This window comes from Niallia sp. NCCP-28, assembly GCF_023168165.1.
Lineage (GTDB): Bacteria > Bacillota > Bacilli > Bacillales > Cytobacillaceae > Niallia.
The window spans coordinates 293,415-320,189 of sequence record NZ_BQYJ01000001.1 but is presented as its reverse complement, the minus strand read 5'-3'; the positions used below and the strand labels follow the sequence as shown (position 1 = coordinate 320,189).

Sequence of the window (26,775 nt, the reverse complement as noted above, 5' to 3'; positions counted from 1 at the left end):
GAGAAATAGAATGAAAAAAAATATGGAACATCAATTTAATATGTTGATTCGTGAAATACGTAAAGAATATGTTGGAAATGGACCAAAAGAAATTCATACACGTTTTGTGGACAATTGGGCAATTAGTGAGATGAAAGGTAATATGACCAATATAGAAAATTTTATGATTAGTTCAAGAGAGGGACAACGGATGGTTCATGAAGCACGAACTAAATTAGTAAAGCAAATTTATAAGAATCCTATGGTTTTGAAAAAAATTGAGGAATTGATGAATGCAAAAATTGTGAGCATCTTTACAGATATTGATTTAGACATCGATACAGCAATGACAATTTATGTATTTGATAAGCCTATAGAGTATTAATGATGGATTTTTTTATAATAAAATATCTGTTTTGTAATTAGATGAGTATTTCAAGCCGTCAAGATACTACTATTGTAGATTTTGAAATAACAAATTGGTAGCCTTTAATAGATTTATGAATTTGCAGGACTGTATAAAATGAAAGGAAAAGATGTAATAGTGATAAAAAATGATAGAGGTAATGGAGATAACCGAAATAGACACAGAAGTACTTGTTGCAAAAGTAAATAACAATTTTATAAACTTTAAACCGATATGCTAGAATTAGCAGTTCAGCTTAAAATTATTTTTTTTATTTTGAGGAATAGCTTTTATTTTTAGCTTTGATATGACTGAGATGGAAACGAATTTTTTTGGAAAGAAAAGTGTTTAATGCTTTTTTTTCCAAAATTGAGATTTTTAAGACGCCAATATGTTATTTAAAAAGGTTAAAATATAATGCTTTTATTTTGATGAATTTTCATTGTATAAATCTCTAGAAAGGGTATTATGATAAAATCGATTGATCTTATAGTTATAAGATTAAAGAGAAGGGAATTAATGCTTATAAAATTAATAAGCAAATGTGAAACCAAAATTTTACTTTTTTGATGAAAAACAATCCTAATTACTTAAATGATTCCGCTTTATTTATCGGTTAATTTAGAATGTTGAATTTAAATAAAGGGGATTTAAACAACGATGCCGCCCACTTTTTAATTCCACAGAATGATTTCTACTTGCAAAATCTGAACTGAAGTATTTCGTAAATGAGGAGTACAAACAAGATGCTGATTTTATGAAAATACTTAATTGCACATTTGATGTGTAAGTACTCCAGCTAGATTACTTTTCTACCCATTATATTGCCAGAAGCTTTTATATGATAAAATAATAAAATTGAGTTAGTTTATTTTGGAAATTTTAAATGTAAGGTGATTAATTAGATGAAGTTAATTATTGCAGAAAAGCCATCCGTTTCAAAAAACATTGCGGATGCATTAAAAATAAGAGGTCGTCAAGACGGCTACTTTGAGGGAAACGGCTATATTGTTACATGGGCATTTGGACATTTACTCCAATTATACGATGCAAAAGATTATGATGATAAGATGTCTACATGGAGAATGGAGAATTTTCCATTTATTCCTCAAGTCTTTAAATATAAAGTTAAAAGTAATCCTCGTGATAGAGAAAAGCCTGATACAGGTGCCAAAAAACAACTGAAAATTATCCAAAGTCTAATGAGGCGACCAGATGTTGATGGAATTATCTCTGCTTGTGACTATGATCGTGAAGGCCAAGTAATAGGCGATAGTATCATCTATAACCTTAAGACTGATAAAACTGTTTATAGACTATTATTGAATGAATGGACACCAGCTGAGGTTATGAATGGATTAGAGAATATGAAGCTAAATACAGAATTAAGGCCTTTACAGGATGCTGGCGTTAGCCGCCAATGGGCTGATTGGGTTATTGGGATTAATCTGACATCTGTTGCTACTCTCAAATATCAAAAAGGCAAAGGAAAAGCCTTGAACATCGGTAGGGTTTTATTGCCAACTTTAAAAATTATTTATGATCGAGATAAAGAAATTGAAAATTTTGTTCCAGAAAACTATTACAAACTTCAAGCAATCTTCAAAACTCAAGATGATCAAGAGTATGAAGGAACATATATGGAAGGCAAAGAAGAAAAATTTAAAAGCAAAAAAATGCTCGAAGAGGTTCAACAGACACTAACTGATAAATCAGGAATTGTAAGCAATAAGCAGGTGCAGCAGAAGAAGGAATATCCACCATTCTTATTCAATTTGTCTAATTTACAAGGATATATTACAAATAAATACAAGGGATGGACATCTGATAAAGTATTAAAAGTCGCGCAATCTTTGTATGAGAAAAAATTTATTACATATCCACGTACGGCCAGCTTGGCTCTTGAAGAAAGTCTGGTAGGGAAAACAGCAAAGGTTTTAGAAACGCTAACAGAAGATTTGCCTTATAAAGATGAAGTAAAGTTTGTTAAATCGAAAAGAATTTTTGACAATTCCAAAGTAGAGAGTCATAGTGCAATTGTACCTACTTATTTAAAACCTAAAAAGTTGTCTGCTGATGAAGAAGAAGTCTATCAAGCAATTAAAAATAGATTTATTATGCAATTTATGCCTGTTGCTGAGTATGAAGAAACAAGAATTGAAACGAAAATTGCTGGTGCTGATTTAAAAGGCTTATTTATCTCTAAAGGGAAAGTTCAACTGGTAGAAGGGTGGAAGAAGGTGGAGAAAGTGCAATCAAAAGACACGATTCTGCCTCTTGTACAAATTAGCGATGATGTAGACTTAATAAAGCATGAAATTAATACACATGTTACAAAGCCTCCTAAGCAACATACAGAAAGAACGTTGCTTCGAGTGATGGAGACATGTGGAAAGAATTACGATGGGGAAGGTACGGATGAAGAAAGCTTAAATGCTATATTAAGCGGATTCAGTATTGGAACGCCTGCAACAAGAGCTGAAACGATAAAAAAATTAAAAGATGTTGGATATATAACGACGCAAAATAAAAATTTACTGTGTACAGAACTGGGAAGAAAACTTGTTGAGACATTCCCTATAAAAGATTTATTTAACCTTGAATTTACAGGCCGTCTTGAAAAATCGTTGAACGATATTGAGAAAAGAAGCTTTACGAAAGAGGAGTTCTTACAGCTGATTTTTGACTTTACTACAAAATCAGTAGAAATGATTAAGAATGAGAAAGAAGTGACGATTAACGAAGTGACTTCTCAGCGTAAGCAAAATGAGGTAATAGGGAAATGTCCGGTTTGCGGTCATGCTGTAATTGAAGGTCAAAAAGGATTTGGCTGCAGCAATTGGAAAAATGGCTGCAAATTTGTGATTTGGAAAAATGACAAGTTCTTAGCGACAATGAAAAAGAAGCCTACAAAAACGATGGTAAAAGCATTATTGAAGAATGGGATTGCTCCTGTAAAAGGTTTAACAAGCAAAAAGGGCAATAAATTTGATGCCATTTTATCTTATCGGAAAAATGACGACAATGATTATTATAGCTGGAAAATGGAATTTGAAAAATAAATGAAAGCAGTATGGAAGCGAGATAAAAACAGAAGATTATCTTCTCAGAGTGTGGAAAAAGTTTTGAAGTGAAAAGTATGAGTGTATAAAAATGTTTGACTATTGAGGGGTACTTTTTTTGAAGATCAGCTTTTGGGGTAATGAGCACATTCAAAAAAGGAGCGATGAAGAAAGCAAGCGTTTTTCAATAGCCTGAAGATTATATCCTTCCTCGTTTTTACCTGCAACAGCAAAAAAGAAGCTATTCAGAAAGAAAACAAGCATTAACTTGTTTCGCTGTTTCTTATATAGTAAAATGCTAAAAGGATATGAGTTTTTGGATGAGGAATAATATTTATTCTTTTTAGGTTCTGTTAAAGAATCCTGCTGATTTTTTTGCAAATGAGCCAAAAATTATGTTAGTGGCGGCAGTCATTAACACAGTTTTTATTTAAGAAGATATACTATCAAAAAGGTAAATGATTGAACAAATGATTTCACTAAATCCTTCATCTTATTATATGGGAAAAATGAGTAACACGAATAGGAGGGTCATTAGTATAAATGCCAACACCTAGTATGGAAGACTATATTGAGCAAATTTATAATTTAATTGAAGAAAAAGGATATGCCCGTGTATCCGACATTGCAGAAGCATTATCGGTTCATCCCTCCTCTGTCACAAAAATGGTTCAAAAATTGGATAAAGATGAATACTTAGTATACGAAAAATATAGAGGGCTGATTTTGACGGCAAAGGGAAAAAAAATCGGCAAACGTCTTGTATATCGCCATGAATTATTAGAGCAGCTATTGCGCGCTATTGGTGTAAAAGAAGAAAATATCTATCAGGATGTAGAAGGAATTGAACATCATTTAAGCTGGGATGCAATTGATCGAATAGGAGACTTAGTTCAATTTTTTGAGGAAGACGAATCTCGCATTGAGGCATTAAAAGTAATTCAACAAAAAAATGAAGAAGAATAACAAAAAAGACGTGCATCTGTTTGATTTTTAGATGCAGTCTTTTTTTGGCTGTTATTAATAAATTAATGGATAATTTTCAAAGTTATCTTCGAATTTTGCAGATAGGCCATTTTCTTCTGTAGATTCTGTAATGTTTACACCATCAATAATTCCACTTTCTGCGTCTAATAATGCTTTGCGATAGGAGATGACTCTGCCGCTTGATGTTTTAAAGCTAATGATTTGTCCTAAATAATTTCTTTCCACAGCTATAATTTGTTCCATCTTTCCTATTCCTCCCTTTTTAAATAGAAGTAATGGTTCACTATTTGTTATATTTCCTAATTTAAAATTATTATGCAAATAGTATGTACAAAAGAAAATAAAATAAACATGAAACTTATTTTCTGCTGTTCCGTAAACTTATATACATATAATCTTTCTATTGCTTCTTTTTTATTATTTTTATAGTTTTTTTATAAGATATGATAGATTGATTAAAAGTTTCCTAAAATAAAAGAAAAGTTTTAGCAAAAATTGCGAGTTGGATAAATGTTTTGTTTAAAAAGGAGAGGGTAAAATGAGCCGATTTTCACTGCAGGATTTTATTAAAGAAACAGAACAAAAAGATAAAGAGGAAGGTTTATTTGAATTAGAAACACCAAGAATGCTGGAAATTAATTTGGACAAACAAATTTGGGCAAAAGCTGGAAGCATGGTATCTTACCGAGGCCGCATTAAATTTACGCGAGAAGGCGTGTTAGAAAATGGGTTGGGCACATTATTAAAGAAAGCATTTACTGGAGAGGGCGCTTCTTTAATGAAAGCAGAAGGAAAAGGGACATTATATTTGGCAGACCAAGGGAAAAAAATTACTATCCTTCATCTGCAAAATGAGTCCATCTACGTAAATGGCAATGATTTATTGGCTTTTGAACCAAGCATCAATTGGGACATTAAATTGATGAGAAAAATTGCAGGCATGATGAGCGGGGGACTATTTAATATTCGTCTGTCAGGCACGGGCATGATTGCCATTACATCCCATTATGAGCCATTGACATTAAAGGTGACTAAAGATAATCCTGTATTTACAGATCCGAATGCAACCGTTGCTTGGTCTGGAAATCTACAGCCAGATTTTGTAACAGATATTTCTTTAAAAACATTTTTTGGACGAGGCAGCGGCGAATCGATTCAAATGAAGTTTTCTGGAGAGGGATTTGTTGTTGTGCAGCCTTTTGAAGAAGTATATTATGCAGAGTCGAAAAGCTAATTCAAGCAAAAAAGCTGACTAAGTGCAGTCAGCTTTTTTTTGATCCATTCCAATAGAAAGAGACGTTATCTTTGTTTTGCCAATAGGCTCTTGCCCTTTCATTTCCAATCATAAGGAGTTTCTTGATAAACATAATAGTTTAGCCAATTGGAAAAAAGCAGATGGGCATGGGAGCGCCAATAATTTAATGGTTTTTTTGTTGGATCATTATCAGGAAAATAATCAAGGGGAAGATGAATATCCATTCCTTTGTTGATGTCTCTTGTATATTCTTCTGCAAGTGTACAAGAATCATATTCTAAATGGCCTGTTACCATAATATGCTTTCCATGGTTTCCGCTTACAATAAAGGCGCCAGCATCTTCTGATGCAGACAAAAGCTCCAATTCATTATGTTTAATGATTTCTTCTTTATCTACATTAGTATGGCGGGAATGCGGCGCTAAAAAGCTGTCATCAAAACCACGCAATAATTTTTCTTTTGAATTAAAAATAGCATGGGAGTAAATTCCATAGCATTTTTTATTTAGTTCGTATTTTGGTATTTTGTAGTGATAGTACAGTGCTGCTTGAGCCCCCCAGCAAATATGCAGAGTAGAGGTGACATTTGTATTTGTCCACTCCATTATTTCTGTCAACTCTTTCCAATATTGCACTTGTTCAAAATCTAATAACTCGACAGGGGCGCCAGTAATAATCATTCCATCATACTTATTTTCTTTGATTTCATCAAAGTTTGTATAAAACTGATCCAAATGATAAGGGCTGGTATTTTTTGATTCATAGGAAGCGGTCCGCAAAAAAGAAATATTTAATTGCAGTGGTGTATTTCCAAGTAAACGAAGGATTTGCACTTCTGTTTTTTGTTTTTCCGGCATTAAATTAAGAATAATAATATTTAATGGTCGAATATCCTGCTGCTTTGCACGATTTTCATCCATAATAAAAATATGCTCTTCTTCTAAAACCTCGCGAGCCGGCAGTAAATAAGGGATTTTTATAGGCATAATAAAGCGTCTCCTTTTTTGTCATAATAAAAATGTATGTAAATATAAATTTTAAAAACGCATTTAGTGCATAAATAGAAGATGTTTTTGTATAGTTTGATAAATAAAACATCCAGATTAGAAATAAATAGGATATTAATGGGACATAGCCTATATTATAAGTATAGTTTCTAAACCTCGCAATGATAATGTTTTAAATTTTGGAAAAATAGCAAAAAAATAGCCGATAGATTTTTTAGAAGAATAGGGTCATTAATAAATACGAACATTTTGTTACTATATTTCTTTTTTTTTCGTTATTTTGTACAATGTAACCATACTGTATCAGGAGGATTATATATGCAGCAAAAAGTGAAGGTAAAATCGGATATTGAAATAGCTCAACAAGCAGAAATGGAATCAATTGTACATATCGCAAAAAAACTAAACTTAATAGAAGATGATTTGGAGTTATATGGAAAATATAAAGCGAAAATCACTGCTAGTAAATTAGCTTCTCTAAAAAAACATAAATCAGGAAAAATTATTCTTGTTACTGCAATTAATCCTACTCCTGCTGGGGAAGGAAAATCTACGGTTACAGTAGGGCTGGGAGATGCATTGCAAGCATTAAATAAAAACGTGGCCATCGCGATGCGTGAACCTTCTTTAGGCCCTACTATGGGAATTAAAGGGGGAGCAGCCGGCGGAGGTTTTGCCCAAGTATTGCCAATGGAAGATATTAATCTTCATTTCACTGGTGATCTCCATGCCATTACGACGGCGAATAATGCTTTAGCAGCATTTATTGATAATCATATCCATCAAGGAAATGAACTGCAAATTGATCAAAGAAGAATTGTCTGGAAACGCGCTGTTGATTTAAATGACCGAGCATTAAGAAAGGTCATTATTGGATTAGGAGGTCCATTAGAAGGAGTTCCCCGTGAAGATGGCTTTGATATTACCGTTGCTTCAGAAATTATGGCCGTATTATGTTTGGCTTCTGATATAGAAGATTTAAAGATTCGCTTGGCGCGAATGGTGGTAGCTTATAATAAGGATAAAAAACCGGTAACTGTCGGCGACATGAAAATGGAAGGTGCTTTAACCTTATTGTTAAAAGATGCCATCAAACCAAACCTCGTACAGACAATCGAACATACACCTGCCATTATTCATGGAGGCCCATTTGCCAATATCGCTCATGGCTGCAACAGCGTTATTGCCACAACAACTGCTGCTAAATTAGCGGATTATGTGGTGACAGAAGCAGGTTTTGGAGCTGATTTGGGAGCGGAAAAATTCTTGGACATTAAAGCGAGAAATCCAGAAATAAATCCAGAGGCCGTTGTAATTGTTGCTACATTGCGTGCATTAAAAATGCATGGGGGGGTAGCAAAAGCTGATTTAGGAAAAGAAGATATAGAAGCAGTTAAAAAAGGCTTTAGCAACCTGCAGAAGCATGTTGAAAATATTCAGCAATTTGGTTTGCCTTTTGTGGTAGCAGTCAATCGTTTTTATACAGATACAGACCAAGAAATCAATACATTGATTTCTTTATGCGATCAGCTGCAAATTTCTGTAGCATTAACAGAGGTATGGGAAAAAGGGGGAGCAGGCGGAATAGAGCTTGCGAAAAAAGTGCTTTCTATTATAGAAGAAAACCAAAACAACTTTGACCATTTATATCCACTTGAAGCAGGAATTGAGGAGAAAATCACAACGATTGCCCAAAAGGTATATGGGGCAATGGGAGTAGAGTTTTCTACAAAAGCAAAAAAACAAATAGCAGACTTCACGGCAAATGGATGGGGTAATCTTCCAATTTGTATGGCGAAAACGCAATATTCTTTGTCTGATGATCCAGCATTGCTTGGCAGACCTGAGAATTTTACCATTATGGTTCGAGAATTAAAACCTTCTATAGGAGCTGGGTTTATTGTGGCATTAACAGGTGATGTGATGACGATGCCTGGACTTCCGAAAATGCCTGCTGCATTAAATATGGATGTAGACGAAGAAGGCAAAGCAATCGGGTTATTTTAATAAGAAAAAGTGCAAGTGTTTGATGGTTACGAAACACTTGCACTTTTTTTGGAAAGGAAAAAATATGTTTGATCCAACTGCATTTGAAAATATAAAAACAGTAATGGAAGGAGCGATTTATGATAAAGATTTAGAAGGAACAATTGCGATTTTAGACCGCAATGATATCTTTAACAGCAGCAAACTGGCGAGAGAATATTCCATTTCTTTCGCTTTGAAAAATCAAGGAAATGCTTTGATGACATTTCGTTTATTGGCTAATGCCCAAAATCTTGCTGGAGAGCTGTTAGAGATAAAAAGTCTTCAGGAGGAAGTCGGATGCACGATAGCTGTTGAAATAGTTGTAAAACATGCCAATGATTCTTCTGTTTATGCAATGTTAAAGGAATTGTTAAAAAACATTTGGGGGAAAAAGAGGGAGATTAAACAAGAAATCAGACTAAATCCTTATGCTTGTGATAATATGGTGGAAAATCATTTATCCATCGCTTTTAATCGATTAATAACCGAAGATCAAATGGATGATTTAGTAGTGATGGTTGATTATATGGAAAAAACATTACAATTAATAGCAGATAACAAAATGTTTTATTCCCTATAACAAAGTGAAAGCTTATAATGAAAGGTTATATTTTAAAAGATTGTTATTTTTTAGGTTGAATTTGTTTATTCAAACCATTGAAAAGTTAGTGGATTGGAACGGAGGGTTCTCACCGCCTACCCTGCGGAAATCAAGCATACCAGAGAGGAAACCAACTAATCTTTTGTTGTTTAAACAGCAAAAGATTTTTCAAAATAAAAAAAGGAGCGGAGATAAATGAGCATTTATAATTTTGAAGTGAAAACTATTAAAGGAGAAACAAAAACATTAAAAGAATTTACTGGGAATGTAATGGTGATTGTTAATACGGCAAGCAAATGTGGTTTTACGCCCCAGTACAAAGAACTGCAAAGCATATATGAAGAGTATAAGCCAAAGGATTTTATGGTGTTAGGTTTTCCTTGCAATCAATTTATGGGGCAAGAGCCAGGCGAAGAGGAAGAAATTCAACAATTTTGTGAAATGAATTACGGGGTAACTTTTCCTCTTTATGCAAAAGTAGATGTAAATGGAAAAAACGCCAGTCCTCTTTTTCAATATTTAACAGAAAAAGCACCTGGGGCTCTTGGAATAAAAGCAATTAAATGGAATTTTACAAAGTTTTTGATAGACCGCTCAGGAAATGTGATAAAAAGGTACGCCCCTAATACATCGCCAACTGAAATGAAAGAAGATATAGAAAAACTATTATAGACACTATTTTTCAGATGAATTTGCCTTCATACATTTTAATCTCAATCAGTTTTTTTATCTCCGCTGATTGCCAGCTGAACCAAGCAGGCTTTAATGGGCACGTTTCTGCCATCTATATTTCTCGTTTTCCCTTAATCATCCTTTAAATGGAACAACAGTCTGTTAAGTAGTGATAAAAAGAATCATATATATGGAGGTTTTTAAGTGACTTCTAAAAAAATTGGCATCGATATTGGAGGATCACTGATAAAATTGGCTTTTGAAGAAAAAGGAAGCATCCGCTTAAAAAAATATCCAGCATCAGAAGTAGCGACTGTGCTTCAATGGCTAAAAATAATAGGAATAAATACAATTGCTTTAACTGGTGGAAGAGCAGGCGGAATAAAAGAGAAATTTTTTCCTGATGCCAAAATTATTCATGAATTTGAAGGAAATCATTTAGGTGTTAATTGGCTCTTGCGGCAAAAAAACTTGTTTGGATTTGAGAAATATCTTCTTGTAAATATAGGAACAGGAACCTCATGGTATAAGGTGGAGAATAATCATTGTAAGCGTATATTAGGCAGCGGCATTGGCGGCGGTACATTAATGGGCTTAGGATCATATTTGACAAAAACAGATGATTTTAGCTCTTTGGTGAAACTTGCTTCTTTTGGCGATCGAAAAAATGTCGATATGCTGGTCAAGGACATTTACAAAATAGAAGACCCAAAAATAAATGGAGAGTTGACTGCAAGTAATTTTGCTAATTTAAAGGAAGGGGCAAAAAAAGAGGATATTGCCAATGCTTTGCTGCAAATGATTGGAGAAACACTATTTCTTTTAACAAAGCAGGCTGCAAAAAGGGAATCTTTACAGAAAATAGTGTACATTGGGGGGGCTATATCTGAAAATCCTCACTTAAAAATGATTCTAACTTCTTTTCAAGATCAAATGGAAGGCACGCCGTATTTTTTAGAAAATGGCGAGTATTGCGGAGCAATCGCTGCATACTTATCCATCTAGCTTATTGCCTCACTCCATGAACAAGCAGCATAAAAGGGGAAATTCCCTTTTACGCTGCTTGTCAGAACTTTATTTGCTTCTGCTAATGGACAAATGTAACAGAAATTTGATTGGTTTTTTAGGTTTGCACTTATTGCGATGGTATTTTATCTGTAAGAAAATAAACGAAAAAAGGTCGGTTTTTTCGAAATAGTTTCCACTGGTTTTTCTTTTTTGATTTTTACATAGGACTCTTCTTCTTTGTCTCTTTTGTGAATATCCAATAATGCAGAGATATGCTGTTTTTGAGATTGGATAAATTGTTGCTGTTCGTCGATATGTTCCTGTTGTTTCTTTAATTGCTGCACCAATACTTGATTAAAATTCACCTGCAGCTCTAATTGTTCCTTGATAGTATTTAAATCTTGCAGAATACGTTCTGCTGTATCTGAATTAGATGAGAAAGGAAGAGCTATATCTTTAGTTTTAGCTGGTGAAAGTTTATCAGCAATTTCCGCTAAGGATAAATTTTCGTCTCTTCTTAATTGTTGTACCTTCTTTAACACTTCTAAGCCCGATTGGTCAAAGTAACGATAGCCATGTTTGCCGACAATCGTAGGAATTTGTGTTTTTAATTCTCGTAGCCAATTTCTTACTACACCAGGACTTTCCTCAATCGTTTCTGCGGCTTCTTTCACACTTAAATAGGCATTGTTTTTTGTTGAAACTAATTCATTTTTTTCATTCATACTAAACAGCACCTTTCAAAAAATATAATTTTTGACTAGTGTCTACAATAAATAGTCAAATTTACTGCTGATATATGTTATTTTCCTCAACAACTTTATGAAAATAACAGCAATAGATACAAATCAACAATGGACAAGTGGGATTATTTTTATATGTAACTATTTCTGTAAAAAAGAAATAATTCCTTTAGCGAGCTTTGTCTAGTTTTGTTGAGATAGAACTAATTTTGGCTAATACATAAAAATTAGATAAAAAAGCAACATCTTCTTTATATTATTAATCTCATTTTAACGGCAGTATTTTTATACTCACTTCCTTTTTGGTCAGCCTTCTTTTTTATTTTGGCTGTTTTGTACAGTTTGCTTCATTTAATTTCAGCGGCCTTTATATACTTCGCTTTCCTGCAGAAGCCTGCATGCATTCCGTTTGCTTGAGAAATACTTTCCCTGTTTTTTGATGAAAAACAACAAACCGCGAGAATATAGCCTTTATCTTTTGAATAAATGACTCCTAAAGAAATGAAATAATTGTTGGGGCATGACAAAATAGATTTATATTCCTTGCTTTGAAATTCATGTTAAAATATGTTCGTTAGCTAAAAAGATGGGAGCAAGTAGAAAGTGATCAAAGAAACAGAACAATTTGTCCAAAAAAGATTAAAAAATGATGCTACCGGACATGATTGGTACCATATTGATCGTGTCAGAAAAGCAAGCCTTTATATATGCAAACAAGAAAAAAAGGGAAATCCTTTTATTATTGAAATGGCGGCTCTTCTCCATGATATAGCAGATGTGAAACTAAATGTTTCTAAAGAAGAAGGCCTGTATGCTCTCAATCATTTTCTGCAAACGCCAAAGATAACAGCAGAAGATCAGCAGCATATTTTAGCTGTTATTGAGTCCGTCTCTTTTAACGGGGGATGTGGCATTCCGCCTGCAAGCGTGGAAGCAAAAATAGTTCAGGACGGGGATAGATTGGATGCAATTGGAGCAATCGGCATTGCCAGAACCTTTGCCTATGGAGGAAGTAAAGGGAGTATGCTATATGATCCTTCAATAGAAATAAGAGAAAACATGTCAGAAATAGAATACCGTCATGGCAAATCCACGTCTATACATCATTTTTATGAAAAACTATTAAAATTAAAAGATTTATTACATACAAATACAGCGAAAAAAATTGCAGAAGAAAGACATCAGATTATGGAGTTTTTTCTAGCTGAATTTTATAAAGAATGGAATGGAAATTATGAAAAGTATTTCAATTGAAAATTTATCAAAATCATATGGAGAAAAAGAACTTTTCCAAAATATCTCTTTTGCTATTAGCGAAAAAGAAAGAATTGGGCTGATTGGCATTAATGGCACTGGCAAATCTTCTCTTTTAAAAATTGTGGCAGGAATCGATATCCCTGATAGCGGTGAAATCATTGCTCCAAAAGATTACTCCATCGCTTATTCTGCACAAACTCCAGACGTAAATCCTGATTTAAGTGTGCTTGATCAAGTGTATGAAGGGGATGCCCCTGTTTTAACATTAATAAAAAACTATGAAGCATTATTGCTGCAATTGGATACAGATTCAGAAAATAGCGGTCTTCATAAAGCCCTTTTTGATGTGCAGCAGAAAATGGATGCATTAGATGGCTGGGATGTGCACACAAATGCAAAAACAGTTTTAATGAAACTAGGAATTGAAAATTTTGATAAAAAAGTCGGTGAACTTTCAGGAGGACAAAAAAAGCGGATTGCTCTAGCGCAAGTTTTAATTCAAAACCCTGATTTGCTTATTTTAGATGAGCCGACAAACCATTTGGATTTTGAGGCAGTAAAGTGGCTTGAAGATTATTTAGCAAGATTCAGTGGCGCTCTGCTTTTAGTAACGCATGATCGCTACTTTTTGGATAGAGTAACCAATCGCATGTTTGAATTAGATGGCGGCAATCTCTATAGCTATAAAGGGAATTATTCAGAATTTTTACAAGCTAAAGCCATTCGTGAAGAAAATGAAGCAGCAACATTAGATAAGCAAAAAAATTTATTTCGCCGGGAACTAGAATGGATCAGACGTGGAGCAAAAGCAAGGTCTACCAAACAAAAAGCAAGAATTCAGCGTTTTGATACATTAGATCAACAAATTTCTTCTGTCAAAACATCTGAAAAACTAGATATTTCATTAAAGGGGAGCCGCTTAGGAAAACAGGTGTTTGAATTAGTGGATGCAAATAAACAATATAAGGATACCGTGATATTAAAAGATTTTAATTTGCTTGTAAAACCAGGGGATCGAATTGGGATTATCGGCAAAAATGGAACTGGAAAATCCACTTTGTTAAATATTTTAGCAGGAAAAACACCATTGGACTCTGGGAACTATATTATTGGCCAAACAGTGAAAGTGGCTTATTATACACAAGAAAATGAAGAGATGGATACATCCAAAAGGATGATCGAATATTTAAAAGAAACAGCGGAAGTTATTCATACATCCGATGGAAAAACCATTTCTGCTGCACAAATGCTCGAAAGATTCCTTTTTCCTATGCATACGCATGGAACCATTATTGCAAAGTTGTCTGGTGGGGAAAGAAGGCGGCTATATCTTTTAAAAATATTGATGGGCGAACCAAATGTATTGTTATTAGATGAGCCGACCAATGATTTAGACACACAAACATTAATGGTATTGGAAGACTATTTGGAAGATTTTGCTGGTGTTGTCATTACAGTTTCCCATGACCGCTACTTTTTGGATAAAGTGGCAGAGACATTATTGATCGTACAAGGCAACGGCCAAATGAACTCTTATTATGGAAACTACTCGGAGTATTTGGAAGCAGAAAAAAGAAAAGAACAGCAAGAAGCAGGAAAAATAAAAAAAGAAAAGCAAATAGAAATTCCTTCTGCATCTGCTCCGAAGAAAAAAGTGAAACTTAGCTTTAATGAGCAAAGGGAATGGGATGCTATTGAAGAGAATATGGAGCAAGTGGAAACAAGAATTGCCGATATAGATAAGGAATTAGAAACAGTAGGCAGTGATTTTGAAAAAGCAAATCAGCTTTTGAAGGAATCAGAAGAATTAAATCAAAAATTAGAGCATTTAATCGAAAGATGGAGTTATTTATCCGAAATCGTTGAAAAATAAGAGCGGTAAATTCCTTTTATTTAGATTTATGCTGCTGCTGTGCTATCATAAATGATGAACAGAAAGGGGATTATTGTGAGAATTATTTCAATTGAACCAACACCAAGTCCAAATACAATGAAAATAAAATTAGATGAAGAATTGCCAATGGGCAAAAGCAATAATTATAAGCAAGGAAATGCTGGGGATGCACCAGAGGCTATTCAAACTATTTTAGCGATAGAGGGCATTAAAGGGGTTTACCATGTTGCAGATTTTTTGGCAGTCGAAAGAAATGCCCGCTATGATTGGAAAGGGTTATTGGCGCATGTAAGAGGCGCTTTTGGCGAAGAGTCCGATTTGGTTGAAGAAAACAAAATAAATGAGCATTATGGAGAAATAAAAGTGCTTGTCCAAATGTATAAAGGCATACCGATGCAAGTCAAATTATCCGATGGGGAGGAAGAAAAACGTTTTGGCTTGCCGGAAATGTTTATGGAGGCAGTAGCGGAAGTCAGAATGCCAAATGATAATGTAGTTGTAAGCAGAAAATGGAAAGAATTCGGGATTCGTTATGGAGAGTTTGCTGAAATTGGCCATACTGTTGTAGAAGAATTGCTTGCCGCTTATCCTAAAAATAGACTAGAAACACTGATAAAACAGGCGAAAAATGCAGAGATAGATGATGAGGAGTCAAGCAGACAAAAACGCAAAAAAATAAAGTTGTCATTAGAAGATTTAGATCATCCTGATTGGAAAGTCAGATATCAAAAATTAGAGCAAGCAGATGATCCAACGCTTGAAGATATTCCTGTATTGTCGAAGGCTCTTTTGGATGAAAAGCCATCGATTCGCAGACTTGCCACCGTTTATTTAGGAATGATTGAAGATAAATCGGTGCTGCCATCGCTTTATGTGGCGTTAAAAGATAAAACGGTCACCGTAAGAAGAACGGCTGGAGACTGTTTATCCGATTTAGGTTTTCCAGAAGCAATGCCTGAAATGATGGAGGCATTAAATGATAACAGCAAACTTGTGAGATGGAGAGCAGCTATGTATCTTTATGAAGTAGGCGATGAAACAGTGCTACCTGCATTAAAAGCACACGAAAATGATCCGGAATTTGAAGTGAGTCTGCAAATTAAGCTAGCGATTGAACGGATTGAATTAGGGGAAGAAGCAAAAGGTTCCGTGTGGAAACAAATGACGGAAGCAAGAAAATAGAGAGCCGCTTTCCGGTTATGTATAAATCTTCCATGTTTTATCACAGCATCCAGAGGAAAAGAATTATATTCTGTTCGTAGAGTGTAGAAGTCGAAATGAACACTTTCAGGCTGATCGAAAATGTTTGCCGATAGTCTGGGAAAAGAATTATATTCTTTTTATAAAAGAGGTGCTAAAAGTGACGGGAAGAAAAAAACATCAAAAAAAAGACATGGTATTCCGAATAGGAAAATGGAAGATTATCGTGGATAAGGCAGGGCTATTTAATAATTTGATGTCTTTTTTCAGCGCCGCTATTTATTTCATAGGCAGTATTTTATTTAGTCAAAAAGAATGGAAACTATACGGAAGCTTTGCTTTTATTATAGGCAGTGTTTTGCTGCTTTTTGCTGCTGGTGTACGAATTATTCGTCATCTGAAAATAAAAAAAGAAGGTTCTTCTGTCTAAAAGAGTTTAATGCATTGCATGGATGAATTATAGTATAGTATGCTAAAGGAATAAATAATCATACTTAGGAGGGAATTTTATGTCAATGGCATATGAAGAATATATGAAACAAATGGTAAAACCGATGAGAGCAGAATTAACAAATGCAGGGTTTGAAGAGCTGGCTACAGAAGAAGAAGTAGAAAAATTCATTGAAATTGCAGAAGGCACTTCTCTAGTTGTTGTGAATTCTGTTTGCGGATGTGCAGCAGGACTTGCAAGACCTGCTGCAACGCAAAGTGTACTGCAAGCTGAAAAAAAACCAGATCACTTAGTGACAGTATTTGCAGGCCAAGATAAAGAAGCAACAGCAAAAATGAGAGAGTTTTTTGGAGATATTGAGCCATCTTCCCCATCTATGGCATTAATTAAGGATAATAAAGTGGTTCATTTTATTCATCGCTATGATATTGAAGGAAACTCAATGGAAGCAATCATGGAGAATTTGTTATCTGCATTTGAGCAATATTGTTAATTGGAATTCGGATGTTTTGTGTAAAAGATTGCTTATCAGAAGGGAAAAAAGAGCATCTATAAAGATGTTCTTTTTTTTAGTATGCTAGTGCTATCAATAAGTACAGAGGTAAAACAAAAGGAAGAGGACAGATATGATTGTAACAACGGCTTTAAGAACTGGTGGAAAAATGATAGAAGAAGCATCAGAAATCGCTGAATATTTACAGTTTCCATTTGTGGAAAGAAAAAAAAAATCAGTAGACCTGCTGCAAAACGAATATGATACAGATGTTTTGGTCATTGGAAAAAATCGTTATGAATTATTTATGCGCACACAATTGGAACCGTTTTTTTTTCATCCTAATTCAGCTGTTTTTCGAATTAAACGCATTCAGAGAAAAGAACATGATCCTTTTATTGATGCAACAAATTTAAAATTAGGATCGACCTTTTTAGATTGCACATTTGGACTTGGATCTGACAGCATTGTTGCAAGCTTTGTTGTAGGGGAGCAAGGAAAAGTAGAGGGATGCGAAGCAAGTCAGATGATTGCCTTTTTAGTGAAAAAAGGAATAAAAATGTGGAAAACGAATTGTTTTGCAACAAATTTGGCGATGCAACGAATACATCTTTCCCATAATAATGCTTTAGACGAATTAAAGAAAAGAAAAGATAACAGCATCGATTGTGTTTATTTTGATCCGATGTTTGAGGAAGAAATTCTCTCTTCTAAAGGGATTGGCCCTTTAAGAAATCTTGCGTTCTATCATGATTTAACAGATGAAATAATTCAAGAAGCTTTAAGAGTCGCAAAAGACAGAGTGGTGCTAAAAGATCATTTTAGCAGCAAACGATTTGAAAAGTTCGATTTTTCTGTTATTAAACGAAAATCAGCGGCATTCCATTATGGCATTCTGTTAAAAGAAAAGGTTAAGTAAAGGAAACCATATAATATTGGATGTGGAGACATTTTTGATGAATAATCTGATAAAGTGAAATTCACGCATTCACGGGCTTTCTCCTAGTCTAAGTCTAAGGAATGATACGAGAAAACGAGAATGTCAAGTGGACAAAAATTGCCTGTCAAAGATTGAGTGGTTCAACTAACGATCAATGGGGAATGTGAACCCCTATCGATCGGAGTTTCACTTTATACAGAATAGAAGGATGTGTGTCATTTAGCAATGAAAAAAAGATGGGTCTATATGGGAGGAGCAATCATCTGCTTAGTTATTTTATTGGCTGCTTCATACAAGCTAATGAATTCAAGATCCTTTCAAGTATTTGGAGGCATTACAGATAAAGTCGATACAAATCAAAAAATAGTCGCTTTAACTTTTGATGATGGTCCAAGTGAAAATGTTAAGGAAATATTAAGCATTTTACAGCAATATAATATAAAAGCGACCTTCTTTCTGATAGGAAATGAAATAGAAAAATATCCTAATGAGGCGAAAAGCATCGTAGAAGCAGGACATCAAGTAGGCAACCATACTTATTCGCATCAACGCATGGTCTTTAAAACTCCTTCTTATATAAAAAAAGAAATTGATAAAACAGATAAGCTGATTAAAGAAGCGGGCTACAATAAAGAAATTGTTTTTCGGCCACCAAATGGCAAAAAGTTAATAGGTTTGCCTTATTATTTACATAAAATAAATAAAAAAACAATTACATGGAATCTTGAGCCAGATACGTATTATGATTCTGCGCAAGAAAAAATTGACTATGCAATAAAAAATATTCAACCAGGATCCATTCTGTTGCTGCATCCTATGTACGACAAAACTGGGACTGAACTGCAGACAATAGAAGGAATAATTAAAGGACTAAAGAAAAAGGGATATTCATTTGTTACCGTAAATGAATTAAGAAACTACCAACCTTAATGAAAACAATAAAAAAATGGAATTTGCAAAGTATATTTGTAGATGAATGGCAAAAATTTATTATATAATAGAAGAAAACATTATTATAGCTGAAAAACAAATGGGAATTTACTAACAAGATAAATAAAACGGAGTAAAAGGGAGGTGTGATAATGCCTAATTGGATACGTAAAAGTCTTGTTGTTTTTGTTTCTATTTTAACATTTGGGCTTGTTTCGCCGTCCCCGTCCTCTTTTTATAATAATAATAGCAATGAGAAAAAGCCGAGCGATGAAAGCAAAACGCCTTTTGCTTTAGAAGAAAAAGACCTTGAATTTGAGAGCGCAGAGGTTAAAGCGCCAAATGAAAGGGAGAAAGTTCTGTCGCAAATAATGCAAGATGCGGAGACGCAAAGTTATATGAAGTTTGGAAGTAAAATTAAACCAGTAATAGAAGAGGAATTCCGAGTGGCAATTCTCCCTAATATGGAACAGGCAATTGCAAATGTTACGAGCATTTTTCCAGAAGAAGATTTAAGCCAATTGATGGTTACAGAATTTCCAAGCGCTGGAGTGGCGGAAAGGATTTTTCATATACAAAAAAATGATGAAGATATTATTCGTTTCCATGTAAGACGGGATCGCCCCCCACAAGAAGGCTATTGGTTTAATTTCCATTATCATACGTATCATGATCAATTTCAGGCACATTACTATTTAGGGGAAATATATTGGGATAAAAACACTCCTCCTAAATGGATGAGCTAGTATATGTAAAAAAAAATATACATATGATGAAACTTTTTTGATGATGCTATCGTAGATAAGGTATTCTAAATATTTTTGGAGGTAATAGTTATGGCAATCAGTTTATCAAAAGGACAAAAAGTAGATTTAACAAAAGGAAACCCAGGATTGACAAAAGTTGTTGTTGGTGTTGGCTGGGATGTAAATAAGTATGATGGCGGTCAAGATTTTGACTTGGATTCTTCTGTCTTTTTATTAGGAGACAACGGGAAAGTTACATCTGATGGGGACTTTGTTTTTTACAATAACCCATCTGGAGGAAATGGTGCTGTTGTTCATTCAGGAGATAATAGAACTGGTGCTGGTGAAGGGGATGATGAACAAGTTATTATTGATTTGCAGTCTGTTCCGGCAACTATTCAACGAATTACCTTTACAATTACTATTCATGATGGAGAAGCGCGAAATCAAAATTTTGGACAAGTTTCTAATTCCTATGTTCGCATATTAAATGAACAAAATAATGAAGAACTGATTCGTTATGATTTAGGGGAAGATTTCTCCATTGAAACAGCATTAGTAGTTGGAGAACTATATCGTCATAATAACGAGTGGAAATTTAGTGCGATTGGCAGCGGGTATCAAGGCGGCTTAGCAGCACTTGCAACAGATTTTGGATTGCAGGTAGGTTAATTAATAATTGAATGAGCTTTCTTTTAAAGGATAAAAAGCGGTAGATTAATTAATAGGTGCTGACTCGAACATTTCCATGCTGTTTATATGCAAAATTCTTGTGGATATAACAGCATATTAAACAATAATTTTTATTCCCATTCCTAAGCTCTAAGCAACGGGGAAGTATTGTTTAAAAATGGAAAGGGTTCGAGTTTTCCTATATAGGGAAGCTAAAAAATAGGAGGAACAGAATTAAATGGGCATTTTAGAAAGTATTATCCATACGTATTCACAGTTTTTTAACTGGGAAATGTGGGGAGAAGTGTTAACAGATCCTGTAAGCTGGGGATATATTGGGACACTTATTATATTAGAAGGTTTGTTATCAGCAGATAATGCGCTTGTTCTTGCAGTTATGGTTAAGCATTTGCCGCCAGAACAACGGAAAAAAGCATTATTTTATGGATTATTAGGTGCATATATATTTCGTTTCATCGCAATTGGAATAGGGGTCTTTTTAATCAAATTATGGTGGGTTAAAGTGCTGGGCGCAGCATATTTAGCATATCTTGCCATTAAATACTTTATGGATAAAAGAAAAAACAGCAATCCAGAGGAACATGCAGAAGAAGAACATGGAATTAACAAAAGTGGCCTTTTGCTTCGTTTGTTTGGAACATTCTGGGGAACAGTTATTTCTGTAGAATTAATGGATATTGCCTTTTCTGTAGACAGTGTCCTTGCTGCTTTTGGTGTAAGCAACCAGGTATGGGTATTGCTTGTTGGAGGTATGCTTGGGGTATTAATGATGCGTGGAGTTGCAGGAGTATTTTTAAAGTTAATAGATCGTGTTCCTGAACTAGAATCTACTGCCTATATTTTAATATTAATTATTTCCGCTAAAATGTTTTTAGGAGTATTTGGCGTTCATATTTCCCATTATGTGTTTTTCGGGATTTTATTGATAGCTTTTGCTGCAACATTTGTTGTACATTATATGAACAAAAAGAAAGAAGCACAAAAAGAAGGATAAAAATCAGACAAGGGATCAGACATTATGTCGGTTCCCTTTCTTTTATAAATGCGCTTCTTTTGTTGTTTGTTATATAAAAATATAGGAATTAAAAGTAATATATTCCCATTAAGGGGCTTTTGATCTTTATCTTGAGATTAGGAAAGGAAAGAAGAAATCTAAACAGGGGATAACTGCCTGTAAAATTCTGATGGTTCAACTATTAATGAGGGGAATATAAAAAAATCCCACTTATTGAAATTCTATTTTATTTCTATTTATCGGTTTTTTGCCCAACTGATTGAAGATTCCTTTTCTGTTAATGGAATTTTTAGTTAATAAATGATATATTTTATTACAATAAAAAGTAAGGTTGAATTATATTCTGTAATTATCTGAATATTTTTAATGGTGGAATTTAACGAATGGAGCATAAATATGAAATTATTCGCTGATTTAACGGAAAATCAAAAAAAACATTTATTTTATAAAGCACCTGAAGCAGTTACGAATAATTCAGACAAAAAAATATTAAGTTATGCACTTGCATCTACTCTCTATATGCCGGCAACAAGACCGAATATCTATCAGGATCTTGTCGACCGAAAACATCCTTCATTAACTTCAATGGTCATTTGTTTGGAAGATTCAATTGGTGATCATGAAGTGGAGGCTGCAGAAAGTAAATTGTTGGAAGAGTTTCAAATGATGAAGAACAGTTTAGAATCTGGAATATTGATAAAAAACGAAATGCCGCTGGTTTTTATAAGAATTCGCTCTGTTGAACAGTTTTTAAGAATAATGAACCGATTAGAAGATAGTGTGGATTTGCTGACAGGTATTGTTATTCCTAAATTTAATGCAGCAATTGGCAGTATTATTTTAAAAAAACTAGAGTCATATAATCATAGTGGACATACATTGTATGCAATGCCAATTCTTGAAACGAAAAAAATTATTGAAAAAGAAACAAGAATGGAAGAATTGTTATCAATTAAAACAGTCCTTGATGCATATAAGCACCTAATTTTAAATGTCCGAATAGGAGCAACTGACTTTTGCGGATTATATGGAATCCGCCGCAATATCGATACAACGGTTTATGATGTGGCAATTATCCGTGACTGCATTAGTGATATTGTAAATGTATTTTTGCGGGAAGATAGCCCATATGTTGTGTCGGGGCCAGTATGGGAATATTTTTCTACAAAAGAAAGAATGCTTATTCCTCAACTGAGAGAAACCCCTTTTCGAAAACGATACGGGGAAGCGGGAAGCAAAATGCGGACACAATTGATTGATAAACAAATGGATGGGCTCATTCGGGAGGTTCTGATGGACATTACAAATGGGCTGACAGGAAAAACAATCATCCATCCAACCCATATTAAACCAGTACAAGCCCTAAATGTGGTCTCTTATGAAGAATATTTAGATGCTAATAATATTATCCAAAATGGAAATGGAGAGATTGGTGTCATAAAAAGCAGCTTTTCCAATAAAATGAATGAAATAAAGCCGCATTATTATTGGGCACAGAAAATCCTTTTAAAATCCAAAGTATACGGGGTGTTTCATGAAGAATTTACATACATTGACTTGCTCAAACAAGAAAATTTTGCTCTCCATACTTGATGACTTGCAGATGCAAATCGAGATAACAGAAAATCCCTTTCAGCTGAATATGGAAGATTTTTTTTTAATGGCAGCACGAATTAACAAAAAGCGCTCTTTTTTATTTGTAAGCAAATTATTGGGCAAACACTTGCCAATCCAGCCGAACAGGGGATTATTGACAGGCTTTTTGCTGGCAGCTCGTTATGAAGAAATAAAGACCAACCAGCCTTCTGCCCAAAAAGAAGCATTGCTTGCCTATTATCATCATGATGTAGCCTTATTTTCTGATAGACCATATCTCGAAGCAGCAGTTTCTTCTCCTGTTATTATTGGATTTGCAGAAACCGCAACATCTCTTGGACATAGTTTTTATCAAGCTTTTAAACATGCAACCTATTTTCACACAACAAGAGAAATAGTAAATGAAGCAGCTTCTATTATATCGTTTGAGGAAGAGCATTCCCATGCGACTTCCCACAGATGTTATGTGGCGGAAGAAATGCTGAAAAATGAGCGTGAAGTGATATTAGTAGATGATGAGCTCACAACAGGAAAAACAGCGATTAATATTATTCGCGATATCCAAGGCAAATTTCCTAGGAAATTATATACAGTTGTTTCTATACTTGATTGGCGTTCAGAAGAAGATCATAAAAAAATGTTGGAATTAGAAAAAGAATTACATATTAAAATTCATTTTGTTAGCTTATTAAAGGGCCAATTCACTTTGCATAATGGACATGTTGAGTTTAAGGAGAATCATTTCACCCATATGCAAAATAGCAGCGTTCCCCAAGTAGAGCATTTGGAACTGACAGAATTTATCGGCAATCGTCTTGTCCCATATACTTCAAAAACGTTATCGATGGAGGAAAATAATCTTCATTATTTAGCAGATACTGGCCGTTTCGGAATAGAATCCCATCAAACAGATGATGCATGGATGAAAAAAGCTGGACATCATTTAACTTTAAGGAGAACAGGAAAAAAAACTCTTGTCATTGGTACAGGAGAATTTATGTATATTCCAATGAAAATAGCAAGCTATATGGGAGAAAACATTTGGTATCAATCTAGTACAAGAAGCCCAATCTATCCGAATAAAAAAGCCCATTATGGCGCAAAAACGGCCTATCGTTTTCCTAACCCTGAAGATGGGGATATCCCTCATTATTTATATAATATCAAACAAGGAAGCTATGATGATGTATTTATTATTTTTGAAAGAAAGATAGACAATAAAAAGTTAGCGCCATTATTGCAGCAATTAAATAGAGCAAATTTCAAAAAAATAAATATCGTTTATTGCAATGGGAGGGAACAATAATGGAGTCTAAAGCAAAAAAAAGGCTGGGGTCATATAAGGAAGAGGATGTTGTTTTTTTATTAAAAGATTTAAGTGATGTGCAGTTGGAGGGAAAAACAGAGGAACGGGAAAAAAATATACAAGACGGCCAGCATTATAGTGAAACATTGCCAATTGAATATAATCCTCCTGCACCATATATGGAACTGTTTTTAAGCACACTAAAAGATTATAAACAAAAGGTGGCAGCTTGCACGGCAATTGTTTCCGAGCAAATCTATCAAAAATCAGGGGAAGAAACAGTGCTTGTTTCATTAGCTAGAGCTGGCACTCCTATAGGGATTTTAATTAAAAGGTATATCCTTCTGCAATATAATAGTAATTTGCCCCATTACAGCATCTCAATTATTCGAGATAAAGGAATAGATGAAAATGCTATTTCTTATATTTTAAAAAAACATAAAGGAGCAAAGATTCAATTTATTGATGGCTGGACAGGAAAAGGTGCTATTTCCATAGAGTTGACAAAAGCTTGTAAGGATTATGAACAGAAATATCAGGTGAAGCTTGATGATACATTAGCTGTATTAGCAGATCCAGGACATTGTACGACTGTATATGGAACAAGAGAGGATTTCCTGATTCCGAGCGCTTGTTTGAATTCGACCGTTTCTGGTCTTGTCAGCAGAACGGTGCTTAACTCTGCTTATATAGGAAAAGAGGATTTTCATGGCGCCAAATTTTATAAAGAATTATTCCCTTTTGATGTTTCTAATGATTATTTAGAAGCAATAACAGCGGAATTTTCTAGTTTGCCTTTTAAGGAAATTAAAAGAGCTGTTGTAAATAATCAAAAAGATCGAACGGTTTCATTTAAAGGCATGGAGGAAGTTCGGGCAATTAAAGAGGAGTTTTCTATTGAGTCTACCCATTATGTAAAACCAGGAGTCGGGGAAACGACAAGAGTCCTATTAAGAAGGGTACCATGGAAAATATTAATGAAGGATCCTCTTAGTCCTTATGTTAAGCATATTGTGATGCTGGCAAAAGAGAGAAATGTCGAGATCATCCATTATCCTAACATGAGCTATACATGCTGTGGACTGATTAAAAAAGTAGGAGAAAAAGAATGAAGATGTTTGCATCTGATTTAGATAGAACCTTAATTTATTCGCAAAGAGCTCTTGAAACGCTGCAGACTCCTTTAACAGAAAAAATGCTGCCAGTAGAAAAACGAAATAATGAAGATATATCTTTTATGACAAAAGAATCCTTTTTTCTTCTCCGTGAATTAGCAAAGGAATGGTTATTTGTACCTGTTACGACAAGAACCTATGAGCAATATAAGCGAGTGTTTATTTTTGAAAAAGAAATATCAGTCGACTATAGTGTCACAAATAATGGGTCTCATATTTATTATCGTGGAAAGTTGATAAAAGAGTGGAAAACAAAGGTGCTTTTTCGTTTAGAAGAAGAATGTATAAAAAAAGAACTGTTATTAAAACAATTAGAAAAATTTAACATTAAAGGACTCCTGAAAATCGCAGATGATCTCTTTTTTTATTATATTTTAAATCAGCAACTTTCAGCAGACGAAAAAAACAGAATGGCGGAAATGGCCAAAGCAGTTGGCTGGAAAGTATCCCTTCAAGGAAAAAAACTGTATTTTATGCCAGTGCCGATCTGCAAAGGAGAAGCTATTCAATATATTCAAAAACGAGAGGGAATAGCGACTGTCTTTGGCGCAGGTGATTCCATCCTTGATGAACCTCTCCTGGCAGTCTGCGATTCTGCTTTTATTCCTCGTCATGGAGAACTGGCAATGAAATGGAAAAATGAAAATAGTCATGATGATTTGACAAAAAGTAATGGGGCTTATGCTGGAGAGGAAATCGTCCAGCATATTCATAGATTATTTGCTTTAAGCAGGAATTAAATAGCGTTAATCAGAAGGTTCTTTAAAGCATTTCTGCAATAAATAGTACAAAGCTGCAAATAAAAGAAAACTGGTTAGATTTACAATCAATCCTATCCAAAAGGAATGATAATATACTCCTGCAAAAAAACTGAAAATCATTGTTATAAGGAAAAGGTCGATAAAAATAAAAAAGGATGAACTTAAAACCGCTGTAACCTGCTCAATTTCACGGCGAAGTTCATTGGAAGAAGAGTTGCGGAATAATATTCTCATCTACTAAGCACCTACTTACTTAAAGTACTATAGAATATGCAAAAAGGAAGGGATTGGTGAGGTGTTCTTATTGTATCTGTCTGTTGTTTTTGCAAAGGATGTGTGCAATAAAACTTTTATTTAACATGCATTGCCGTAATTTTGCCACTGTCTAAAGGATGACAGGAGAAATCTAGGTGGACAGAAATTTTCTGAGCAAAAGTTTGATTGAAGTTTCCCTTTATTTTAATGGAAAGACATTAGGATTCTAAGCAGCGAAATATTCTTTTTGTCCAAAGAGGGGGGATGGCTGTTAAAAATGCTAGCTGTTTAACAAAAAAAGCAATTGCTAAAACT

Annotated in this window: 26 protein-coding genes; 22 read left to right on the top strand and 4 right to left on the bottom strand. The window is 34.3% G+C overall.

Features of this window, described 5'->3' with window-relative positions; genetic code table 11:
* Positions 1–10: 10 nt before the first annotated feature.
* The 3 genes from NCCP28_RS01555 (at position 11) to mntR (ending at position 4,413) form a co-directional block, all read left to right on the top strand.
* The gene (locus NCCP28_RS01555) at positions 11–364 is read left to right on the top strand and encodes a Na-translocating system protein MpsC family protein (protein ID WP_248559654.1); all 354 of its coding nucleotides are present in this window, start codon (positions 11–13) and stop codon (positions 362–364) included.
* Between the two features lie 926 nt (positions 365–1,290).
* Complete coding sequence (locus NCCP28_RS01550) at positions 1,291–3,447, top strand: type IA DNA topoisomerase (protein ID WP_248559653.1); 2,157 nt, start codon at positions 1,291–1,293, stop codon at positions 3,445–3,447.
* A 543-nt stretch (positions 3,448–3,990) separates the two neighbouring features.
* The gene (mntR, locus tag NCCP28_RS01545) at positions 3,991–4,413 is read left to right on the top strand and encodes a transcriptional regulator MntR (RefSeq protein ID WP_248559652.1); all 423 of its coding nucleotides are present in this window, start codon (positions 3,991–3,993) and stop codon (positions 4,411–4,413) included.
* 54 nt (positions 4,414–4,467) lie between these two features.
* Here the strand turns inward: mntR and NCCP28_RS01540 are convergent, their stop codons facing one another.
* Positions 4,468–4,677, bottom strand: a complete 210-nt coding sequence (locus NCCP28_RS01540; RefSeq protein WP_248559651.1) for a DUF3892 domain-containing protein — start codon at positions 4,675–4,677, stop codon at positions 4,468–4,470.
* 295 nt (positions 4,678–4,972) lie between these two features.
* On the opposite strand from NCCP28_RS01540, the gene NCCP28_RS01535 reads away from it, so the two are divergent.
* On the top strand, positions 4,973–5,668 hold the full coding sequence (locus tag NCCP28_RS01535; RefSeq protein WP_248559650.1) for an AIM24 family protein: 696 nt from the start codon (positions 4,973–4,975) through the stop codon (positions 5,666–5,668).
* 98 nt (positions 5,669–5,766) lie between these two features.
* Here the strand turns inward: NCCP28_RS01535 and metA are convergent, their stop codons facing one another.
* Positions 5,767–6,675 carry a homoserine O-acetyltransferase MetA gene (gene metA, locus NCCP28_RS01530; protein WP_248559649.1) on the bottom strand — a complete coding sequence of 303 codons (909 nt, stop codon included), beginning with the start codon at positions 6,673–6,675 and terminating at the stop codon, positions 5,767–5,769.
* 339 nt (positions 6,676–7,014) lie between these two features.
* Here metA and NCCP28_RS01525 point away from each other — a divergent pair, with 339 nt between their 5' ends.
* The 4 genes from NCCP28_RS01525 (at position 7,015) to coaW (ending at position 11,002) form a co-directional block, all read left to right on the top strand.
* Positions 7,015–8,703 (top strand): formate--tetrahydrofolate ligase, encoded by a 1,689-nt coding sequence (locus NCCP28_RS01525; RefSeq protein WP_248559648.1) that lies wholly within the window; start codon positions 7,015–7,017, stop codon positions 8,701–8,703.
* Between the two features lie 64 nt (positions 8,704–8,767).
* Complete coding sequence (locus tag NCCP28_RS01520) at positions 8,768–9,304, top strand: hypothetical protein (RefSeq protein WP_248559647.1); 537 nt, start codon at positions 8,768–8,770, stop codon at positions 9,302–9,304.
* A 216-nt stretch (positions 9,305–9,520) separates the two neighbouring features.
* On the top strand, positions 9,521–9,997 hold the full coding sequence (locus tag NCCP28_RS01515; protein WP_248559646.1) for a glutathione peroxidase: 477 nt from the start codon (positions 9,521–9,523) through the stop codon (positions 9,995–9,997).
* A 204-nt stretch (positions 9,998–10,201) separates the two neighbouring features.
* On the top strand, positions 10,202–11,002 hold the full coding sequence (gene coaW / locus NCCP28_RS01510; RefSeq protein ID WP_248559645.1) for a type II pantothenate kinase: 801 nt from the start codon (positions 10,202–10,204) through the stop codon (positions 11,000–11,002).
* Positions 11,003–11,148: 146 nt separating this feature from the next.
* Here coaW and NCCP28_RS01505 read toward each other — a convergent pair whose 3' ends face one another.
* Complete coding sequence (locus NCCP28_RS01505) at positions 11,149–11,730, bottom strand: MerR family transcriptional regulator (RefSeq protein ID WP_248559644.1); 582 nt, start codon at positions 11,728–11,730, stop codon at positions 11,149–11,151.
* A 621-nt stretch (positions 11,731–12,351) separates the two neighbouring features.
* Here NCCP28_RS01505 and NCCP28_RS01500 point away from each other — a divergent pair.
* From NCCP28_RS01500 to NCCP28_RS01435, 14 genes are all read left to right on the top strand, one after another.
* Entirely contained in the window at positions 12,352–13,002 is a 651-nt protein-coding gene (locus NCCP28_RS01500) for an HD domain-containing protein (protein WP_248559643.1), read from the top strand.
* Complete coding sequence (locus NCCP28_RS01495; protein WP_248559642.1) at positions 12,983–14,878, top strand: ABC transporter ATP-binding protein; 1,896 nt, start codon at positions 12,983–12,985, stop codon at positions 14,876–14,878. Before NCCP28_RS01500 ends, NCCP28_RS01495 begins: the two co-directional genes overlap by 20 nt.
* A gap of 75 nt (positions 14,879–14,953) precedes the next feature.
* Positions 14,954–16,081: a conserved virulence factor C family protein gene (locus NCCP28_RS01490; protein ID WP_248559641.1), complete on the top strand. Its 1,128-nt coding sequence runs from the start codon at positions 14,954–14,956 to the stop codon at positions 16,079–16,081.
* Between the two features lie 178 nt (positions 16,082–16,259).
* Complete coding sequence (locus NCCP28_RS01485; RefSeq protein ID WP_248559640.1) at positions 16,260–16,529, top strand: YrhK family protein; 270 nt, start codon at positions 16,260–16,262, stop codon at positions 16,527–16,529.
* A gap of 79 nt (positions 16,530–16,608) precedes the next feature.
* Complete coding sequence (locus tag NCCP28_RS01480; RefSeq protein WP_248559639.1) at positions 16,609–17,043, top strand: BrxA/BrxB family bacilliredoxin; 435 nt, start codon at positions 16,609–16,611, stop codon at positions 17,041–17,043.
* Positions 17,044–17,176: 133 nt separating this feature from the next.
* Positions 17,177–17,962 carry a class I SAM-dependent methyltransferase gene (locus NCCP28_RS01475; protein ID WP_248559638.1) on the top strand — a complete coding sequence of 262 codons (786 nt, stop codon included), beginning with the start codon at positions 17,177–17,179 and terminating at the stop codon, positions 17,960–17,962.
* 246 nt (positions 17,963–18,208) lie between these two features.
* Entirely contained in the window at positions 18,209–18,913 is a 705-nt protein-coding gene (locus NCCP28_RS01470; protein WP_375709357.1) for a polysaccharide deacetylase family protein, read from the top strand.
* 152 nt (positions 18,914–19,065) lie between these two features.
* The gene (locus NCCP28_RS01465) at positions 19,066–19,659 is read left to right on the top strand and encodes a YpjP family protein (protein ID WP_248559637.1); all 594 of its coding nucleotides are present in this window, start codon (positions 19,066–19,068) and stop codon (positions 19,657–19,659) included.
* 90 nt (positions 19,660–19,749) lie between these two features.
* Positions 19,750–20,331 (top strand): TerD family protein, encoded by a 582-nt coding sequence (locus NCCP28_RS01460; protein WP_248559636.1) that lies wholly within the window; start codon positions 19,750–19,752, stop codon positions 20,329–20,331.
* Between the two features lie 238 nt (positions 20,332–20,569).
* The gene (locus NCCP28_RS01455) at positions 20,570–21,346 is read left to right on the top strand and encodes a TerC family protein (RefSeq protein WP_248559635.1); all 777 of its coding nucleotides are present in this window, start codon (positions 20,570–20,572) and stop codon (positions 21,344–21,346) included.
* 417 nt (positions 21,347–21,763) lie between these two features.
* Positions 21,764–22,960 (top strand): HpcH/HpaI aldolase/citrate lyase family protein, encoded by a 1,197-nt coding sequence (locus NCCP28_RS01450; RefSeq protein ID WP_248559634.1) that lies wholly within the window; start codon positions 21,764–21,766, stop codon positions 22,958–22,960.
* The gene (locus NCCP28_RS01445; RefSeq protein WP_248559633.1) at positions 22,902–24,269 is read left to right on the top strand and encodes a phosphoribosyltransferase family protein; all 1,368 of its coding nucleotides are present in this window, start codon (positions 22,902–22,904) and stop codon (positions 24,267–24,269) included. The genes NCCP28_RS01450 and NCCP28_RS01445 overlap by 59 nt, the downstream gene beginning before the upstream one ends.
* A complete protein-coding gene (locus NCCP28_RS01440) occupies positions 24,269–25,381 on the top strand; it encodes a cysteine protease StiP family protein (protein ID WP_248559632.1) in 1,113 nt (370 codons plus the stop codon). The genes NCCP28_RS01445 and NCCP28_RS01440 overlap by 1 nt, the downstream gene beginning before the upstream one ends.
* Positions 25,378–26,184 carry an HAD family hydrolase gene (locus tag NCCP28_RS01435; protein WP_248559631.1) on the top strand — a complete coding sequence of 269 codons (807 nt, stop codon included), beginning with the start codon at positions 25,378–25,380 and terminating at the stop codon, positions 26,182–26,184. The genes NCCP28_RS01440 and NCCP28_RS01435 overlap by 4 nt, the downstream gene beginning before the upstream one ends.
* A 6-nt stretch (positions 26,185–26,190) precedes the next feature.
* Here the strand turns inward: NCCP28_RS01435 and NCCP28_RS01430 are convergent, their stop codons facing one another.
* Positions 26,191–26,439, bottom strand: a complete 249-nt coding sequence (locus tag NCCP28_RS01430; RefSeq protein ID WP_248559630.1) for a hypothetical protein — start codon at positions 26,437–26,439, stop codon at positions 26,191–26,193.
* Between the last annotated feature and the right edge of the window lie 336 nt (positions 26,440–26,775).